General features: G+C 60.8%; 16 protein-coding genes. 10 read left to right on the top strand and 6 right to left on the bottom strand.

Going from position 1 to position 18,470, the window contains the following annotated elements; translation table 11 throughout:
- Nucleotides 1-2 precede the first annotated feature (2 nt).
- From nuoE to nuoN, 10 genes are all read left to right on the top strand, one after another.
- Nucleotides 3-500 (top strand): NADH-quinone oxidoreductase subunit NuoE, encoded by a 498-nt coding sequence (gene nuoE / locus ACEN8Z_RS12625; protein ID WP_007970445.1) that lies wholly within the window; start codon nt 3-5, stop codon nt 498-500.
- Nucleotides 497-1,852 (top strand): NADH-quinone oxidoreductase subunit NuoF, encoded by a 1,356-nt coding sequence (nuoF, locus tag ACEN8Z_RS12620; RefSeq protein ID WP_007993847.1) that lies wholly within the window; start codon nt 497-499, stop codon nt 1,850-1,852. The genes nuoE and nuoF overlap by 4 nt, the downstream gene beginning before the upstream one ends.
- Before the next feature lie 137 nt (nt 1,853-1,989).
- Complete coding sequence (gene nuoG / locus ACEN8Z_RS12615) at nt 1,990-4,704, top strand: NADH-quinone oxidoreductase subunit NuoG (RefSeq protein WP_495597857.1); 2,715 nt, start codon at nt 1,990-1,992, stop codon at nt 4,702-4,704.
- Entirely contained in the window at nt 4,701-5,708 is a 1,008-nt protein-coding gene (gene nuoH / locus ACEN8Z_RS12610; protein WP_007981269.1) for an NADH-quinone oxidoreductase subunit NuoH, read from the top strand. Before nuoG ends, nuoH begins: the two co-directional genes overlap by 4 nt.
- A 12-nt stretch (nt 5,709-5,720) precedes the next feature.
- The gene (gene nuoI, locus ACEN8Z_RS12605) at nt 5,721-6,266 is read left to right on the top strand and encodes an NADH-quinone oxidoreductase subunit NuoI (RefSeq protein ID WP_007981268.1); all 546 of its coding nucleotides are present in this window, start codon (nt 5,721-5,723) and stop codon (nt 6,264-6,266) included.
- 9 nt (nt 6,267-6,275) lie between these two features.
- The gene (gene nuoJ / locus ACEN8Z_RS12600; RefSeq protein WP_007981266.1) at nt 6,276-6,779 is read left to right on the top strand and encodes an NADH-quinone oxidoreductase subunit J; all 504 of its coding nucleotides are present in this window, start codon (nt 6,276-6,278) and stop codon (nt 6,777-6,779) included.
- Nucleotides 6,780-6,781: 2 nt separating this feature from the next.
- Nucleotides 6,782-7,090: an NADH-quinone oxidoreductase subunit NuoK gene (gene nuoK / locus ACEN8Z_RS12595; RefSeq protein ID WP_007946416.1), complete on the top strand. Its 309-nt coding sequence runs from the start codon at nt 6,782-6,784 to the stop codon at nt 7,088-7,090.
- Nucleotides 7,087-8,940 (top strand): NADH-quinone oxidoreductase subunit L, encoded by a 1,854-nt coding sequence (nuoL, locus tag ACEN8Z_RS12590; protein ID WP_495597856.1) that lies wholly within the window; start codon nt 7,087-7,089, stop codon nt 8,938-8,940. Before nuoK ends, nuoL begins: the two co-directional genes overlap by 4 nt.
- Nucleotides 8,941-8,979: 39 nt before the next feature.
- A complete protein-coding gene (gene nuoM / locus ACEN8Z_RS12585; protein WP_495597855.1) occupies nt 8,980-10,512 on the top strand; it encodes an NADH-quinone oxidoreductase subunit M in 1,533 nt (510 codons plus the stop codon).
- 7 nt (nt 10,513-10,519) lie between these two features.
- On the top strand, nt 10,520-11,983 hold the full coding sequence (gene nuoN, locus ACEN8Z_RS12580) for an NADH-quinone oxidoreductase subunit NuoN (protein WP_204932922.1): 1,464 nt from the start codon (nt 10,520-10,522) through the stop codon (nt 11,981-11,983).
- A 379-nt stretch (nt 11,984-12,362) separates the two neighbouring features.
- On the opposite strand, the gene ACEN8Z_RS12575 is transcribed toward nuoN, so the two are convergent.
- The 6 genes from ACEN8Z_RS12575 to ACEN8Z_RS12550 are packed head-to-tail and all read right to left on the bottom strand — an operon-like array spanning nt 12,363 to nt 18,299.
- A complete protein-coding gene (locus ACEN8Z_RS12575) occupies nt 12,363-14,105 on the bottom strand; it encodes an ABC transporter substrate-binding protein (RefSeq protein WP_007981252.1) in 1,743 nt (580 codons plus the stop codon).
- Nucleotides 14,106-14,152: 47 nt separating this feature from the next.
- Nucleotides 14,153-14,425, bottom strand: a complete 273-nt coding sequence (locus tag ACEN8Z_RS12570; RefSeq protein WP_007981251.1) for a DUF2160 domain-containing protein — start codon at nt 14,423-14,425, stop codon at nt 14,153-14,155.
- Nucleotides 14,426-14,435: 10 nt separating this feature from the next.
- Entirely contained in the window at nt 14,436-15,236 is an 801-nt protein-coding gene (locus ACEN8Z_RS12565; protein WP_007981249.1) for a carbohydrate ABC transporter permease, read from the bottom strand.
- A gap of 8 nt (nt 15,237-15,244) precedes the next feature.
- A complete protein-coding gene (locus ACEN8Z_RS12560; protein ID WP_007981247.1) occupies nt 15,245-16,111 on the bottom strand; it encodes a carbohydrate ABC transporter permease in 867 nt (288 codons plus the stop codon).
- Nucleotides 16,108-17,205: an ABC transporter ATP-binding protein gene (locus ACEN8Z_RS12555; protein WP_495597854.1), complete on the bottom strand. Its 1,098-nt coding sequence runs from the start codon at nt 17,203-17,205 to the stop codon at nt 16,108-16,110. Before ACEN8Z_RS12555 ends, ACEN8Z_RS12560 begins: the two co-directional genes overlap by 4 nt.
- Entirely contained in the window at nt 17,205-18,299 is a 1,095-nt protein-coding gene (locus tag ACEN8Z_RS12550) for an ABC transporter ATP-binding protein (protein ID WP_495597853.1), read from the bottom strand. The genes ACEN8Z_RS12555 and ACEN8Z_RS12550 overlap by 1 nt, the downstream gene beginning before the upstream one ends.
- Between the last annotated feature and the right edge of the window lie 171 nt (nt 18,300-18,470).

The raw sequence follows: 18,470 nt of genomic DNA, 5'->3' as shown, positions 1-18,470 counted from the left end.
GCATGAACAGCACGCTTATCCAGACAGACCGTTTCGCCCTGAGCGAAACCGAGCGCTCGGCCATCGAGCACGAGTTGCATCACTACGAAGACCCGCGCGCGGCGTCGATCGAAGCCCTGAAGATCGTCCAGAAGGAACGTGGCTGGGTGCCGGACGGCGCCCTGTACGCCATCGGCGAGATCCTCGGCATCCCGGCCAGCGACGTTGAAGGTGTGGCGACGTTCTATAGCCAGATCTTCCGTCAGCCAGTGGGCCGTCACATCATTCGCGTCTGCGACAGCATGGTCTGCTACATCGGTGGCCACGAGTCCGTGGTCAGCGAAATCCAGAGCAAGCTGGGCATCGGCCTGGGTCAGACCACCGCCGACGGTCGTTTCACCCTGCTGCCGGTCTGCTGCCTCGGCAACTGCGACAAGGCGCCGGCGTTGATGATCGACGACGACACTTTCGGTGATGTGCAGCCAGCAGGCGTTGCCAAATTGCTCGAGGGCTACGTATGACCCTGACTTCCTTCGGTCCAGCCAACCGCATCAAGCGTTCGGCCGAGACTCACCCGCTCACCTGGCGTCTGCGTGACGACGGCGAAGCCGTATGGCTCGACGAGTACCAGGCGAAGAACGGTTACGCCGCTGCACGCAAGGCCTTCGCCGACATGGCCCAGGACGACATCGTCCAGACCGTGAAGGATTCCGGCCTCAAGGGTCGCGGCGGTGCAGGCTTCCCCACTGGCGTGAAGTGGGGCCTGATGCCAAAGGACGAATCCATCAACATCCGCTACCTGCTGTGCAACGCGGATGAAATGGAGCCGAACACCTGGAAAGACCGCATGCTGATGGAGCAACTGCCCCATCTGCTGATCGAAGGCATGCTGATCAGTGCCCGCGCACTGAAAACCTACCGTGGCTACATCTTCCTGCGTGGCGAATACACCACCGCCGCCAGGCACCTCAACCGTGCAGTGGAAGAAGCCAAGGCAGCAGGCCTGCTGGGCAAGAACATCCTGGGCAGCGGCTTCGATTTCGAGCTGTTCGTCCACACCGGCGCCGGGCGTTACATCTGCGGTGAAGAAACCGCGTTGATCAACTCCCTCGAAGGTCGCCGCGCCAACCCGCGCTCCAAGCCGCCCTTCCCCGCCGCCGTTGGCGTGTGGGGCAAGCCGACCTGCGTGAACAACGTCGAAACCCTGTGCAACGTGCCGGCGATCATTGCCGACGGCGTGGACTGGTACAAATCGTTGGCTCGCGAAGGTAGCGAAGACATGGGCACCAAGCTCATGGGCTTCTCCGGCAAGGTCAAGAACCCGGGCCTGTGGGAACTGCCGTTCGGCGTGACCGGTCGCGAGCTGTTCGAAGACTACGCCGGTGGCATGCGCGACGGTTACAAGCTCAAGTGCTGGCAGCCTGGCGGCGCCGGTACCGGCTTCCTGTTGCCGGAACACCTGGACGCACAAATGTACGCCGGCGGCATCGCCAAAGTGGGCACCCGTATGGGTACCGGCCTGGCCATGGCGGTGGACGACAGCGTCAACATGGTGTCCTTGCTGCGCAACATGGAGCAGTTCTTCGCTCGCGAATCCTGTGGCTTCTGCACCCCTTGCCGCGACGGCTTGCCATGGAGCGTCAAGCTCCTGATGGCCATCGAGAACGGTGAAGGCCAGCCAGGCGACATCGAGACCCTGCTGGGTCTGGTCGGCTTCCTCGGCCCAGGCAAGACCTTCTGTGCTCACGCACCGGGCGCCGTGGAGCCGTTGGGCAGCGCAATCAAATACTTCCGCCATGAGTTCGAAGCCGGTATCGCGCCTGTCAGCGCCACCGTCCCGCCTCTGGCAAGGCCGATCCTGGTCGGCGCGTAAACGCTTAAAAAAGGCGAAGGGTCCGTGCCCTTCGCTTTTCGTGTGATGACGCCTTTAACGGCTGTGTTGATTCACACGGATAACAAGATTCCATTAGCCACGCCCGCTGACACCGGGCCAACGAAGAACTTTGAACCATGGCCACTATCCACGTAGACGGCAAAGAGCTCGAAGTCGATGGGGCAGACAACCTGTTACAGGCATGTCTGTCGCTAGGCCTCGATATTCCTTATTTCTGCTGGCACCCTGCCCTTGGCAGCGTTGGCGCTTGCCGCCAGTGCGCGGTCAAGCAGTACACCGACGAGAACGACACCCGTGGTCGTATCGTGATGTCCTGCATGACGCCTGCCACCGACAACACCTGGATCTCCATCGAAGATGAAGAGTCCAAGGCGTTCCGCGCCAGTGTTGTTGAATGGCTGATGACCAACCACCCTCACGACTGCCCGGTCTGTGAAGAAGGCGGTCACTGCCACCTGCAAGACATGACGGTAATGACCGGCCACAACGAGCGCCGTTACCGCTTCACCAAGCGTACTCACCAGAACCAGCAACTGGGCCCGTTCATTTCCCACGAAATGAACCGCTGCATCGCTTGCTACCGCTGCGTGCGCTTCTACAAGGACTATGCCGGCGGCACCGACCTCGGTGTGTACGGCGCCCACGACAACGTGTACTTCGGTCGCGTTGAAGATGGCGTGCTGGAAAGCGAGTTCTCCGGCAACCTCACCGAGGTCTGCCCGACCGGTGTGTTCACCGACAAGACTCACTCCGAGCGCTACAACCGCAAGTGGGACATGCAGTTCTCGCCGAGCATCTGCCATGGCTGCTCCAGCGGTTGCAACATTTCCCCGGGCGAGCGTTACGGCGAACTGCGTCGCATCGAAAACCGTTTCAACGGCTCGGTGAACCAGTACTTCCTGTGCGACCGTGGCCGTTTCGGCTATGGCTACGTCAACCGCGAAGACCGCCCGCGTCAGCCACTGCTGGCGGGCGGCGCCAAGCTAAGCCTCGACGAAGCGCTGGATAAAGCCGCCGACCTGCTGCGTGGCCGCAACATCGTCGGTATCGGTTCGCCTCGCGCCAGCCTCGAAAGCAACTACGCATTGCGCGAACTGGTCGGTGCCGAGCACTTCTACTCGGGTATCGAAGCGTCCGAACTGGAGCGCATCCGCCTGGTCCTGCAAGTGCTCAAAGACAGCCCGCTGCCAGTCCCGAACATGCGCGACATCGAAGACCACGACGCCGTGTTCGTCCTCGGTGAAGACCTGACCCAGACTGCTGCACGCATGGCCCTGTCCTTGCGTCAATCGGTCAAGGGCAAGGCCGAAGACATGGCCGATGCCATGCGCGTTCAGCCTTGGCTCGACGCCGCGGTGAAGAACATCGGCCAGCACGCGCTGAACCCGCTGTTCATCGCCTGCCTGGCTGAAACCAAGCTCGACGACATCGCCGAAGAATGCGTTCACGCAGCTCCCGATGACCTGGCCCGCATCGGTTTCGCCGTGGCTCACGCCCTCGATGCCAGCGCTCCAGCCGTAGAAGGCCTGGACGCTGAAGCCCTTGAGCTGGCCAAGCGCATTGCCGACGCCCTGCTCGCGGCCAAGCGTCCACTGATCATCGCCGGTACTTCCCTGGGCTCCAAAGCCCTGATCGAAGCGGCCGCGAACATCGCCAAGGCCCTGAAGCAGCGCGAGAAGAACGGTTCCATCAGCCTGATCGTGCCAGAGGCCAACAGCCTCGGCCTGGCCATGCTCGGTGGCGAGTCGGTCGACGCCGCGCTGCAAGCCGTGATCGACGGTAAGGCTGACGCCATTGTCGTGCTGGAAAACGATCTGTACACCCGTACCGACAAGGCCAAGGTCGATGCCGCGCTGACCGCCGCGAAAGTGCTGATCGTCGCCGACCACCAGAAGACCGCCACCAGCGATCGCGCGCACCTGGTTCTGCCAGCCGCCAGCTTCGCTGAAGGCGACGGTACCCTGGTCAGCCAGGAAGGTCGCGCCCAGCGCTTCTTCCAGGTTTTCGATCCGAAGTACCTGGACGCGAGCATCCTGGTTCACGAAGGCTGGCGCTGGCTGCATGCCCTGCGCGCCACCCTGCTGAACCAGCCGATCGACTGGACCCAACTGGACCACGTCACCGCCGCTGTCGCTTCCAGCACTCCGATTCTGAACCGCATTGTCGACGCCGCACCGTCCGCCGCGTTCCGCATCAAGGGCATGAAACTGGCCCGTGAACCGCTGCGCTATTCCGGTCGTACCGCCATGCGCGCCGACATCAGCGTGCACGAACCGCGTACCCCGCAGGACAAGGACACCGCGTTCGCCTTCTCGATGGAAGGTTACTCGGGTTCAGCCGAACCGCGTCAGCAAGTGCCGTTCGCCTGGTCTCCGGGCTGGAACTCGCCGCAAGCCTGGAACAAGTTCCAGGATGAAGTCGGTGGTCACATCCGCGCTGGCGACCCGGGCACTCGCCTGATCGAAACCAGCGGTGACTCGCTGAACTGGTTCGCCAGCGTTCCGCGTGCGTTCAACCCGGCCCAGGGCACCTGGCAGGTCGTGCCGTTCTTCCACCTGTTCGGCAGCGAAGAGAACTCTTCGAAAGCCGCTCCGGTTCAGGAACGCATTCCGGCTGCCTACGTCGCACTGGCCAAGTCCGAAGCCGACCGCCTGGGTGTCAATGACGGCGCCATGCTGAGCCTGAACGTGGCCGGCCAGACCCTGCGTCTGCCGCTGCGCATCAATGAAGAACTGGGCGCCGGTCTGGTGGCCTTGCCTGCGGGCATCGCCGGCATTCCGCCAGCAATCTTTGGCAAATCCGTTGACGGTCTGCAGGAGGCAGCTCAATGACCTGGTTCACTCCTGAGGTGATCGACGTGATCATCGCGGTCCTCAAGGCCGTGGTGATTCTGCTCGCCGTGGTGATCTGCGGCGCCCTGCTCAGTTGGGTCGAGCGTCGCTTGCTCGCCCTCTGGCAGGACCGTTACGGTCCGAACCGCGTCGGCCCGTTCGGCGCGTTCCAGATCGCGGCCGACATGATCAAGATGTTCTTCAAGGAGGACTGGACGCCGCCATTCGCCGACAAAGTGATCTTCACTTTGGCACCGGTCGTGGCCATGAGCGCCTTGCTGATTGCCTTCGCGATCATCCCGATCACCCCGACCTGGGGCGTGGCGGATATCAACATCGGCATCCTGTTCTTCTTCGCGATGGCCGGTCTGTCAGTCTACGCGGTGCTGTTCGCCGGCTGGTCGAGCAACAACAAGTTCGCCCTGCTGGGCAGCTTGCGGGCCTCGGCGCAAACCGTGTCGTACGAAGTGTTCATGGGCCTGTCGCTGATGGGCATCGTGATCCAGGCCGGCTCGTTCAACATGCGCGACATCGTTGAATACCAGGCGCAGAATATGTGGTTCGTCATTCCGCAGATCTTCGGTTTCCTGACCTTCTTCATCGCTGGCGTCGCCGTGACTCACCGTCACCCGTTCGACCAGCCGGAAGCGGAACAGGAACTGGCCGACGGTTACCACATTGAATACGCCGGCATGAAATGGGGCATGTTCTTCGTCGGCGAGTACATCGGCATCGTGCTGATCTCGGCGCTGCTGGTGACCTTGTTCTTCGGTGGCTGGCACGGTCCGTTCGGCATTCTGCCGCAGATCCCGTTCATCTGGTTCGCGTTGAAAACCGCGTTCTTCATCATGTTCTTCATCCTGCTGCGCGCCTCGATTCCGCGCCCACGGTATGACCAAGTGATGGATTTCAGCTGGAAGTTCTGCCTGCCGCTGACCCTCGTCAACATGCTGGTGACCGCTGCGATCGTGTTGCTCAACACGCCCGCCGTCGCGGCTCAGTGAGGATAGAGAATCATGAAGTACATTTTTGACATCGTGCATGGCTTCTTCACCCAGCTTCGCAGCCTGGTGATGATCTTCGGCCATGCCTTCCGCAAGCGCGACACGCTGCAATATCCGGAAGAGGCGGTGTACCTGCCGCCACGCTTCCGTGGCCGGATCGTGCTGACCCGCGACCCCGACGGCGAAGAGCGTTGCGTAGCCTGCAACCTGTGTGCCGTGGCGTGCCCGGTTGGTTGCATCTCGCTGCAGAAAGCTGAAACCGAAGACGGTCGCTGGTACCCGGACTTCTTCCGCATCAACTTCTCGCGCTGCATCTTTTGCGGCCTCTGCGAGGAAGCCTGCCCGACCACCGCGATCCAGCTGACGCCGGATTTCGAAATGGCCGAGTTCAAACGTCAGGACCTGGTTTACGAGAAAGAAGATCTGCTGATCTCCGGCCCCGGCAAAAACCCTGATTACAACTTCTATCGTGTTGCAGGTATGGCGATTGCCGGTAAGCCCAAAGGCTCCGCGCAGAATGAAGCCGAACCGATCAACGTGAAGAGCTTGCTGCCTTAAGGAAGAAAGATGGAATTCGCTTTCTATTTCGCATCGGGTATCGCTGTGGTGTCCACGCTTCGCGTGATCACCAACACCAACCCTGTGCACGCCCTGCTCTACCTGATCATTTCGCTGATCGCCGTGGCGATGACGTTCTTCGCCCTCGGCGCACCGTTTGCCGGTGTACTGGAAGTGATCGCCTACGCTGGCGCCATCATGGTGCTGTTCGTGTTCGTGGTGATGATGCTGAACCTTGGCCCGGCCTCGGTTCAGCAAGAGCGCGTCTGGCTCAAGCCCGGTATCTGGGGCGGCCCGGTCCTCCTCGCCGCGCTGCTGCTGGTAGAACTGCTGTATGTGCTGTTCTCCCACCATAGCGGCCAGGCCGTCGGCCACACCACCGTAGACGCCAAGGCCGTGGGCATCAGCCTGTTCGGTCCTTACCTGCTGGTGGTCGAACTCGCCTCGATGCTGCTGCTCGCCGCAGCCGTCACGGCGTTCCATCTGGGCCGTAACGAAGCCAAGGAGCAATGACGATGCCTGCTATCCCTATGGAGCATGGTCTGGCGGTCGCCGGCATCCTGTTCTGCCTCGGTCTGGTCGGACTGATGGTCCGCCGCAACATTCTCTTCGTGCTGATGAGCCTGGAGGTCATGATGAATGCCTCCGCCCTGGCGTTCATCGTTGCCGGTAGCCGCTGGGCGCAGCCGGATGGACAGATCATGTTCATCCTGGTGATCAGCCTGGCAGCCGCCGAGGCCAGTATTGGCCTGGCGATCCTGCTGCAACTGTATCGCCGCTTCCACACGCTCGATATCGACGCTGCCAGTGAGATGCGCGGATGAACCTTCTCTATCTGACTTTCCTGTTCCCTCTGATCGGTTTTGTGCTGCTGGCGTTTTCCCGGGGACGCCTCTCGGAAAACCTCTCGGCGCTGATCGGCGTCGGCTCCATTGGCCTGTCGGCGATCGTCGCGGCTTATGTGATCTGGCAATTCAACGTGGCTCCGCCGGAAGGCGGCCACTACACCCAGGTGCTGTGGCAATGGATGGCGGTGGAAGGCTTCACGCCGACCTTCGCCCTGTACCTGGACGGCCTGTCGGTGACCATGCTCGGCGTGGTGGTTGGCGTCGGCTTCCTGATCCACCTGTTCGCGTCCTGGTACATGCGCGGTGAAGACGGCTACTCGCGCTTCTTCGCCTACACCAACCTGTTTATCGCCAGCATGCTGTTCCTGGTCCTGGCCGATAACCTGCTGTTCGTGTACTTCGGTTGGGAAGGCGTGGGCCTGTGCTCGTACCTGTTGATCGGTTTCTACTACAGCAACCGCAACAACGGTAACGCCGCACTCAAGGCCTTCATCGTGACCCGTATCGGTGACGTGTTCATGGCCATCGGCCTGTTCATTCTGTTTGCCCAGCTGGGCACGCTGAACGTTCAGGAACTGCTGGTGCTGGCTCCGCAGAAATTCCAGGCCGGCGACTTCTGGATGGTCATGGCCACCCTGATGCTGCTGGGCGGCGCTGTCGGTAAATCCGCGCAACTGCCGCTGCAAACCTGGCTGGCGGACGCGATGGCCGGTCCTACTCCGGTTTCGGCACTGATCCACGCCGCGACCATGGTGACCGCCGGTGTCTACCTGATCGCCCGTACCCACGGCCTGTTCACCCTGGCGCCGGAAATCCTGCACCTGGTGGGCATCGTTGGCGGTGTGACCCTGGTTCTGGCGGGTTTTGCAGCCCTGGTCCAGACCGACATCAAGCGTATCCTTGCCTACTCGACCATGAGCCAGATCGGCTACATGTTCCTGGCCCTGGGCGTTGGTGCCTGGGACGGCGCGATCTTCCACCTGATGACCCACGCCTTCTTCAAGGCCCTGCTGTTCCTTGCTTCCGGTTCGGTAATCGTTGCCTGCCACCACGAGCAGAACATCTTCAAGATGGGCGGCCTGTGGAAGAAACTGCCACTGGCCTACGCCAGCTTCATCGTCGGTGGCGCGGCCCTGGCGGCCCTGCCTCTGGTGACCGCAGGCTTCTACTCCAAGGACGAAATCCTCTGGGAAGCGTTCGCCAGCGGCAACCACGGTCTGCTCTACGCAGGTCTGGTCGGCGCATTCATGACCTCGCTGTACACCTTCCGCCTGATCTTCATCGCGTTCCATGGTGAAGCGAAGACCGAAGCCCACGCCGGTCACGGCATCGCCCACTGGCTGCCACTGTCGGTGCTGATCGTATTGTCCACCGCCATCGGCGCGATGATCGTTCCACCGTTGCACGGCGTACTGCCGCAAAGCGTCGGCCATGCCGGCGGCGAAGCCAAGCACAGCCTGGAAATCGCCTCGGGCGCCATCGCCCTGGCCGGTATCCTGCTGTCCGCGCTGCTGTTCCTCGGCAAGCGTCGCTTCGTCACCGCCATCGCCAACAGCGGCATCGGCCGTATCCTCTCGGCCTGGTGGTTCGCTGCCTGGGGCTTCGACTGGATCTACGACAAACTGTTCGTCAAGCCGTACCTGGCGATCAACCACATCCTGCGCAAAGACCCGCTGGACCAGACCATCGGTCTGATCCCGCGTATGGCCAAAGGCGGCCACACCGCCCTGAGCCGTACCGAGACCGGTCAACTGCGTTGGTACGCCGCCTCGATGGCTGCTGGTGCCGTGCTGGTAATCGGCGCCGTCGTGCTGGTAGCGGTCTGATATGAACCTTGCGAACTTGCGAAAGGAATTGAGCCCGTCATGATTCTGCCTTGGCTAATCCTGATCCCCTTCATCGGCGGCCTGCTGTGCTGGATGGGTGAGCGCTTCGGCGCCACCCTCCCCCGCTGGATTGCGCTGATCACCATGTCCCTGCTGCTCTCCCTCGGCCTCTGGCTGTGGGCCAACGGTGACTATTCATTTGCACCAAAGCCTGGCGCCGATCCGACCTGGGCGCTTGAGTTCAAGCACGTCTGGATCCAGCGCTTCGGCATCAACGTGCACCTGGCCCTCGACGGCCTGTCGCTGTTGATGATCATGCTGACCGGTCTGCTGGGTGTCCTCTCGGTACTCTGCTCGTGGAAAGAGATCCAGCGTCATGTTGGCTTCTTCCACCTGAACCTGATGTGGATCCTGGGCGGTGTCGTCGGCGTGTTCCTCGCCCTCGACCTGTTCATGTTCTTCTTCTTCTGGGAAATGATGCTGGTGCCGATGTACTTCCTCATCGCGCTCTGGGGTCACAGTTCTTCGGACGGCAAGAAAACCCGGATCTACGCGGCGACCAAGTTCTTCATCTTCACTCAGGCTTCCGGCCTGATCATGCTGGTGGCGATCCTGGGTCTGGTACTGGTCAACTTCAACGACACCGGCGTGATTACCTTCAACTACGCCGACCTGTTGAAGACCAAAATGTCGACGACCACCGAGTACATCCTGATGCTCGGCTTCTTCATCGCCTTCGCGGTCAAGCTGCCCGTGGTACCGTTCCACTCCTGGTTGCCTGACGCTCACGCACAGGCGCCGACCGCAGGTTCCGTCGACCTCGCTGGTATCTTGCTGAAGACCGCGGCCTACGGCTTGCTGCGTTTCGCCCTGCCGCTGTTCCCGAATGCCTCGGCCGAGTTCGCGCCGTTCGCCATGACCCTGGGTCTGATCGGGATTTTCTACGGTGCGTTCCTGGCGTTCGCGCAAACCGACATCAAGCGTCTGATCGCCTTCTCGTCCGTTTCCCACATGGGCTTCGTACTGATCGGCATCTACTCCGGCAGCCAACTGGCGCTGCAGGGCGCGGTGATGCAGATGCTGGCGCACGGCCTGTCGGCGGCGGCACTCTTTATCCTGAGTGGCCAGCTGTACGAGCGCACCCACACCCGCGACATGCGCGAGATGGGTGGCCTGTGGTCGAAGATCGCTTACCTGCCGGCCCTCAGCCTGTTCTTCGCAGCCGCGTCCCTGGGCTTGCCGGTTACCGGTAACTTCGTCGGTGAGTTCCTGATCCTGATCGGCACCTTCCCGATCGCCCCATGGGTCACCATCATCGCGACGTCCGGCCTGGTGTTCGGTTCGGTCTACTCGCTGATCATGATCCACCGTGCCTACTTCGGCCCGTCGAAATCGGACGCGGTGCTGCATGGCATGGACGGTCGCGAAATGATCATGGTGGTCGGTCTGGCAGCGCTGCTGATTTACATCGGCGTCTACCCGCAACCGTTCCTCGATACCTCTGCCGCTACGATGCATGGCGTGCAGCAATGGCTCGGCACCGCCTTCACTCAACTCGCTTCGGCCCGGTAAGAGCGCTATGGAATTCACGACTCAACACTTTATCGCGCTTGCGCCGTTGTTGATCACCAGCGCCACGATCATCGTGGTGATGCTGGCGATCGCCTGGCGCCGCAACCACTCCCAGACCTTCCTGCTGTCGGTGGCGGGTCTGAACCTGGCTTTGCTGTCGATCCTGCCAGCCTTGAAGGTCGCGCCATTGGCTGTGACCCCACTGCTGCAAATCGATAGCTTCGCTTGCCTGTACATGGCGCTGATCCTGGTCGCCACCCTCGCTTGTGTCACCCTCGCCCACGCCTACCTCGGCGATGGCGGCACGGGTTACCCGGGCAACCGTGAAGAACTGTACCTGCTGATCCTGATGGCCGCTGCCGGTGGCCTGGTGCTGGTCAGCGCGCAGCACCTGGCCGGGTTGTTCGTCGGTCTGGAACTGCTGTCGGTGCCGGTCTACGGTCTGGTGGCTTATGCCTTCTTCAACAAGCGCTCGCTGGAAGCCGGCATCAAGTACATGGTGCTGTCGGCCGCCGGCTCCGCGTTCCTGTTGTTCGGCATGGCCCTGCTCTACGCTGACGCCGGTTCCCTGAGCTTCAACGGCATCGGCCAGGCCCTGGCGGCCACCGGCCTGCCAAGCTCGCTGGCGCAACTGGGCCTGGGCATGATGCTGATCGGCCTGGCGTTCAAGCTGTCGCTGGTACCGTTCCACCTCTGGACCCCGGACGTGTACGAAGGTGCTCCGGCGCCGGTGGCAGCGTTCCTGGCCACCGCTTCCAAGGTTGCCGTGTTCGCGGTGATGGTGCGTCTGTTCCAGATCTCGCCAGCGGCGAGCAGCGGCGTACTGAGCAACGTACTGACCATTATCGCCATCGCGTCGATCCTGTTCGGTAACCTGCTGGCGCTGACCCAGAGCAACCTCAAGCGTCTGCTGGGTTACTCGTCCATCGCCCACTTCGGCTACCTGCTGATCGCCCTGGTGGCGAGCAAGGGTCTGGCCGTGGAAGCCATCGGCGTGTACCTGGTCACCTACGTAATCACCAGCCTCGGCGCATTCGGCGTGATCACCCTGATGTCCTCGCCGTACAAAGGCCGTGACGCAGACGCCCTGTACGAATACCGCGGCCTGTTCTGGCGCCGTCCGTACCTGACCGCCGTCCTCACCGTGATGATGCTGTCCCTGGCCGGTATCCCGCTGACCGCGGGCTTCATCGGCAAGTTCTACATCATCGCCACCGGTGTCGAGTCGCACCAGTGGTGGCTGGTCGGTTCGCTGGTACTGGGCAGCGCCATCGGCGTCTTCTACTACCTGCGAGTGATGGTCACCCTGTACCTGATCGAACCGAACCTGCGCCGCGTCGACGCTCAACTGCACTGGGAACAACGTGCAGGCGGCGTGATGCTGCTGGCGATCGCGGTACTGGCCTTCTTCCTCGGCCTGTACCCACAACCGCTGCTGAACCTGGTTCAACAGTCGGGTCTGGCGGGTTGATCGCTTGAGCGATACTCGGCAGTAAACGGAAACGGCACCTTCGGGTGCCGTTTTTGCGTTTGATGCTTGAGCTTTTCGAATGCACTAATGGCTGAGGCTTCTGCTCCAGAGGGTTGCCAAGTGCAAAGATCTAGCTGATTGGACCTGACCTGCCCACCGCTGGAAATTAATGACTCATTGAGATGCTTGTTCGGCTAGAGATGCTTTGTGTCTGGTACGCCCTCATCGCGAGCAAGCTCGCTCCCACAGTGACCGAGGATGCCCTCGGATTTTGTGTACGACACAAAACCTGTGGGAGCGGGCTTGCCCGCGAAGGCGTAGGGACAGACTCAAACAAAAACGGCACCTTTCGGTGCCGTTAGCGTTTACGGTTTAGCTGTTATTTACGCGCATCCGCCCACGATTTCAGCAACTGGTTGTAGCTCACGGTTTCGCCTTTCGGCTTCTCGTTTTCCAGTTTAGGTTTCGGCGCGCCCGGCTGGTCGAACCAGTACTGGGCATCGCGCTCGGGATTCATTTTCGGTGCGCAGGTGGCTTGTGCCTTCGAACGCTCCAGACGGGACATGATCGCGTCCTGATCCTTGGCCAGACCGTCCAGTGCCTGTTGCGGGGTTTTGTCGCCGCTGGCGGCTTCGGCGATGTGGCTCCACCACAACTGCGCGAGGCGAGGATAGTCCGGCACGTTGGTCCCGGTCGGGGTCCATTGCACGCGGGCCGGGCTGCGGTAAAACTCCACCAGGCCACCGAGCTTCGGCGCCAGGTCGGTCATCGCTTGCGAGTTGATGTCCGACTCGCGGATGGGCGTCAGGCCGACGATGGTTTTCTTCAGCGACACGGTTTTCGAGGTCACGAACTGCGCATAGAGCCAGGCCGCCAGTTTTTGCTTTTCAGGCGTGGACTTCATGAAGGTCCAGGAACCGGCATCCTGATAACCGAGTTTCATGCCCTCCTCCCAATACGGACCTTTCGGCGACGGCGCCATCCGCCATTTCGGCGTGCCGTCGGCATTCATCACTGCCAGACCTGGCTTGGTCATGTCGGCGGTGAAGGCGGTATACCAGAAGATCTGCTGGGCGATGCTGCCCTGGGACGGCACCGGGCCGGATTCGGAGAACGTCATGCCTGCCGCTTCCGGTGGCGCGTACTTCTTCAGCCAGTCAACGTATTTAGTGGTGGCAAACACCGCCGCCGGGCCGTTAGTGTCGCCGCCACGCGTCACACTGGAACCGACCGGATGGCAATCCTCGACACGAATGCCCCATTCATCCACCGGCAAGCCGTTGGGAATGCCTTTGTCGCCGCCACCGGCCATGGAGAACCAGGCATCGGTGAAGCGCCAGCCCAGGGACGGGTCTTTCTTGCCATAGTCCATGTGCCCGTAGACGCGTTTGCCGTCGATTTCCTTGACGTCTTCGCTGAAGAATTTGGCGATGTCTTCATAGGCCGACCAGTTCACCGGTACGCCCAACTCGTAGCCGTACTTTTCCTTGAACTTGGCCTTGAGGTCCGCGCGCTCGAACCAGTCGGCGCGGAACCAGTACAGGTTGGCGAACTGCTGATCAGGCAATTGATAGATCTTGCCGTCCGGTGCAGTGGTGAACGAGATGCCGATGAAGTCCTTGATGTCCAGAGTCGGCGAAGTGAAGTCCTTGCCTTCATTGGCCATCAGGTCGGTGATCGACTCCGTCTTGCCGTAGCGGAAATGTGTACCGATCAGGTCCGAGTCGTTGACCCAGCCGTCATAGATGCTCTTGTCCGATTGCATCACAGTCTGCAGCTTTTCCACGACGTCGCCTTCTTGCAGCAGGTCGTGGGTGACTTTGATCCCGGTGATCTCGGTAAAGGCCTTGGCCAGTACCTTGGACTCGTACTCGTGGGTGGCGATGGTTTCCGAGACGACTTTGATGTCCATCCCGCGAAACGGCTCGGCGGCCTTGATAAACCACTTCAGCTCCGCCAACTGCTGATCGGCCGTCAGGGTGGACGGCTTGAACTCGCTGCCAATCCATTTCTTCGCGGCGTCTTCATAGGCATCGGCCCAGGCCGAAGCGCTCAAACCGCTGAGTGCCAGCATGGCTGCCAATGAAATGCTATGTCGCAGCTTATTGTTTTTGTCGAACATAGAGACCTCCTTATTGAGTTTCGGAGCAACATTGCCGAGCGATTCGACTAGCCCCAACGCATCACAGCCAACAGCCACACCAGGGACAACGCGAAGGCCACCCAGATGCTCCAGTCGGTGACGCCGATTACCAGCAAATGCAGGTAGGCGCTGCCGAGAAGACCGATAAACAACCGATCGCCACGGGTGGTGGCAATTGGTAGAACACCTCGCCGAAGCACGCTCGGCGAACGCAATTCCCAGGTGGTCATGCCCAGCAGGATCAAGGCAATAACGCCAAAGAACGCCGCCGTGGGGACCGTCCAACTCATCCATTCCATCATCAGCTCCTCATACCCGGCCCAGGGCAAAGCCCTTGGCCACGTGGTTGCGAACAAACCAGATCACCAGCATGCCCGGCAGGATGGTCAACACCCCGGCCGCCGCCAGTACCCCCCAGTCGATACCGGATGCCGAGACGGTGCGGGTCATTACCGCGGCGATCGGCTTGGCGTTCACCGAGGTGAGGGTTCGCGCCAGCAGCAGTTCGACCCAGGAAAACATGAAGCAGAAGAACGCCGTGACGCCGATGCCGGAGCCGATCAGCGGGATGAAAATCTTCACGAAGAACTTGGGAAAACTGTAGCCATCGATGTAGGCGGTTTCGTCGATTTCCTTGGGCACGCCGGACATGAAGCCTTCGAGAATCCACACCGCCAGCGGCACGTTGAACAGGCAGTGAGCCAGGGCCACGGCGATGTGGGTGTCGAACAACCCGATCGAGGAATACAGCTGGAAGAACGGCAACAGGAACACCGCCGGTGGCGCCATGCGGTTGGTCAGCAGCCAGAAGAACAGGTGCTTGTCGCCGAGGAAGCGATAACGCGAAAACGCATAGGCCGCCGGCAGCGCCACGCTCAGGGAAATCACCGTGTTCAGGCTCACGTAGTACAGCGAGTTGAGGTAGCCGGTGTACCAGCTCGGGTCGGTGAAGATCACCTTGTAGTTGTGGAAGGTGAAATCCTGGGGAAACAGCGTCAGGCCACCGAGGATTTCGTTGTTGCTCTTGAAGGACATGTTCAGCAGCCAGTAGATCGGCACCAGCAGGAACAGGATGTAGAGCAGCAGTGGAACCAGCTTTCTCTTGCTCATGACGGGCCTCAGCGGTTGGCGTCGGAGTGAGTCATGGCGGTGTAGAACAGCCAGGACACCAACAGGATGATCAGGAAGTACACCAGCGAAAATGCCGCTGCCGGCCCCAGGTCGAATTGCCCTACCGCCATCTGGGTCAGGGTCTGGCTGAGGAAGGTCGTGGCATTGCCCGGACCACCGCCGGTGAGTACGAACGGTTCGGTGTAGATCATGAAACTGTCCATGAACCGCAACATCACAGCGATCAGCAGCACACTCTTGAGCTTGGGCAACTGGATATGCCGGAACACCGCCCAGGCCGAGGCACGGTCGATCCGCGCCGCCTGGTAATACACATCCGGAATCGCCCGCAACCCGGAGAAGCACAACAGCGCCACCAGCGACGTCCAGTGCCAGACGTCCATCACCAGCACGGTGACCCAGGCGTCCATGGTGTTCGCCGCGTAGTTGTAGCTGATGCCCATGGCGTTGAGGCTCGAACCGAGCAAGCCGATGTCGGCGCGGCCGAAGATCTGCCAGATGGTGCCGACCACGTTCCACGGGATCAGTAGCGGGATCGCCAGTACGATCAACACCACCGAAGACCAGCGGCCCTTGGTCGGCATGGTCAGGGCGATGGCGATGCCCAGAGGGATTTCGATCAGCAGCACACAGGCGGAATAGATGAACTGGCGCAGCAACGAGTCATGCAAGCGAGGGTCGAGCAGCACCTGCTTGTACCAGTCGGCGCCGACGAAATAGCGGCTGGACTGGTCGAAAATGTCCTGCACCGAATAGTTGACCACGGTCATCATCGGGATCACCGCACTGAACGCCACCAGCAGGAACACCGGTAGCACCAGCCACCAGGCCTTGTTGTTCTGCACCTTGTTCATGGCAGCACCTCCAGCAAGTAATCATCGGCGTAGACCATCAGCCACTGCCCCGGGAAACTGATGTACGCCGTGCCGTCGGGCACCGGTTTGTCCTCGGCCAGGCGTACTTTCAGCAGCACGCCGTCGAGGTTCAGGGTCATGATTTTGTAGGTGCCCAGGTCCTCGACGTGTACGACCTTTGCCTGCAACGCGTCATCAAAGGCCTCCTCCCACACATGGACGAACTCCGGACGGATGCCGACCTTCAGGCTTTTCCATTCGCTGTCGGCGATGCGTTTCTGCATCGCGTCGGACAACGGCAAGTGAGTCCCGGCAAAACCCACACCGCCGTCCTGAGGCTGCACCTCGATCAGGTTCATCCCCGGACTGCCAATGAAGTAGCCAACAAAGGTGTGGCTCGGCCGCTCGAACAACTCCCTGGGTGTGCCGAACTGCACGATCTGCCCGCCGTACATCACCGCGATCTTGTCGGCGAAGGTCGAAGCCTCGAGCTGATCGTGGGTGACGTAGACCATGGTGATGTTGAACTGTTCGTGAATCTGCTTGAGCTTGCGCCGCAGCTTCCACTTCAAATGCGGATCGATCACCGTCAGCGGCTCGTCGAACAGGATCGCCGACACGTCATCGCGCACCAGCCCACGGCCCATGGAAACTTTCTGTTTTTCATCGGCGGTTAGGTTTCGCGCCTTCTTGTACAGCAGCGGCTGCAGATCGAGGACTTCGGCGATTTCCTGCACCTTGCTATGCACCTTTGCCTCGGTCAGGCCTTGATTGCGTAGCGGAAAGGCCAGGTTGTCGAACACCGTCATGGTGTCGTAGACCACCGGAAACTGGAAAACCTGAGCGATGTTGCGCTTCTCCGGGGTCAGGTCATTGACCGCTTTGCCGTCGAACAGTACATGCCCCTGGGACGGGCTGAGCAGCCCGGAAATGATGTTGAGCAAGGTTGATTTGCCACAGCCCGATGGACCGAGCAACGCGTAGGCGCCGCCTTGCTCCCAGATGTGGTCCATCTCGCGGATCGCGTAGTCCTCTGGGCCTGCCGGGGTCCTGGTGTAGCTGTGGGCGAGATTCTGCAAACGGATTTCGGCCATCAGGCAACCCTCGCGATACGCCGGCCCGGCGCCTGGACCAGCCGCCCCTGCGTATCGAACACAAACAGTTTATGGGTCGGGATGTAGATACGGATCGGCGCGTCGACGTCGTACTCGTGAACACCCGGCAAGTGCAGCACCAGCAGGAAATGCTCGTTGCGCACGTGAAGAAAGGTTTCCGAGCCGCTGATTTCCGCGACTTCGACAGTCACCGCCAGTTCGAGATCATCATCGTTGCTCGGCACCAGCGAGATATGGCTGGGCCGTACGCCGAAGCGGAACTCGCCCTCGCCCACAGGGCGCAAATCGACGTTCAGCGGGAAGTGCACGAAGTTGGCGAAACTCACTTCGTTGCCGGCAATGCGACCCGGCATCAGGTTGATCGGCGGCTCGGAGAACAGCTCGGCCGCCAGCACGGTTTGCGGCTGGTGATAGACCGAAGAAGACCGGCCGCTCTGGATCACCCGGCCTTCATGAACAATGGTCGTGGTGCCGCCCAGAGCCAGGGCTTCGTTGGGTTCGGTGGTGGCGTAGATGGCAATGGTGTGGTGCGCCTTGAACAACTCGCGCATTTCCTGGCGCAGCTCTTCACGCAACTTGTAGTCGAGGTTGACCAGCGGTTCGTCGAACAGGATCAACTCGGCATCCTTGACCAGCGCCCGGGCCATGGCCGTGCGTTGTTGCTGACCGCCGGAGAGCTCCAGCGGATAGCGCTTGAGAAACTTTTCGATGCGCAGCATCTTCGCGGTTTCCAGCACCTTGCTCTGGATCAGATCATTGGATACACCGGCCTGGCGCAGCGGCGAGGCGATGTTGTCGAACACCGTCATGGTCGGGTAATTGATGAACTGCTGATAAACCATCGACACATTGCGCAAGCGCACCGGCCGTTGGGTAACGTCGACGCCGTTCATCAGGATGCGGCCGCTGTCGGGCTTGTCCAGACCGGCCATGAGGCGCATCAGGCTGGTTTTGCCGGACAAGGTGCGACCCAGCAAAACGTTGAAGGAACCGGGTTCAAAACTCAGGCTGGCATCGTCGATCCAGATCTGGCCCTCGACGGTGCGGCTGACGTGCTCCAGGGTGAGTGACATGGCTCGGCCTTTTATTATTGGAGTCAAGCGACTGGAGCGATAAAGCGACATCCGTGCCAAAAATTCCAAGCCATTGATTCAGCTAGAAATGAGTGAAAACCACAGCCCGTCGACGTTCGTTGCTGAACACAAATGAACAATCTGAAATGAACAATTGAACAGTTCACCCAT

Source organism: Pseudomonas sp. Pseusp10 (assembly GCF_059492225.1).
This window is presented reverse-complemented; position numbering and strand designations above follow the sequence as displayed.